We start from the raw sequence: 523 nt of genomic DNA on the forward strand, positions 1-523 counted from the left end.
AATCAGTAGAGCCAATCGTTCTGGGATTTGTTCTACAGAAGATCTTAAATCCACTTTTGGCTATTGTGCAGCACAGAAAACACGGTATTTTGGCTATAAACTTCATTCCGTATGTGACAAAAACGGGATCTATCATTCGTATGATTTTTCCCCTGCAAATGTCCATGATGTTAACGACTAGAATGATGTGAAAAATAATTTTAAAAATTGTATATTAATATGAGATAGAGGATATATTAGCAAAGAATTCAAAGTTGATTTATTCAACTATTCAAAGATAAAACTGTCTGTTGCGATGATAAAAAATCAACACGATTTTGTAGCATTTTCAAAAATAAAATCCAGAATAATAAAAACAATAAATACTAAAAAAATCACCAATAAACTAAAATACCATACCATCATCCCCCCCCCAACCAACCCACCCACCACCCACCAACCCCCCCCCCCCCCCCCCCCCCCCCCCCCCCCCCCCCCCCCCCCCCCCCCCCCCCCCCCCCCCCCCCCCCCCCCCCCCCCCCCC

Annotated in this window: 1 protein-coding gene and 1 pseudogene; one reads left to right on the top strand and one right to left on the bottom strand. The window is 43.4% G+C overall.

Annotated features, from left to right (window positions below):
- A pseudogene (locus GNY06_RS15475) lies at positions 1–367 on the top strand (transposase); the annotation flags it as partial.
- On the opposite strand, the gene GNY06_RS13400 reads toward GNY06_RS15475, so the two are convergent.
- The coding region (locus GNY06_RS13400; RefSeq protein WP_176589939.1) for a hypothetical protein at positions 307–523 on the bottom strand (217 nt) is incomplete at its 5' end. The pseudogene GNY06_RS15475 and the gene GNY06_RS13400 overlap by 61 nt on opposite strands.

Origin of the sequence: Elizabethkingia argenteiflava, from assembly GCF_009904105.1 — a bacterium.
In the GTDB taxonomy this organism is placed as follows: Bacteria; Bacteroidota; Bacteroidia; order Flavobacteriales; family Weeksellaceae; genus Elizabethkingia; species Elizabethkingia argenteiflava.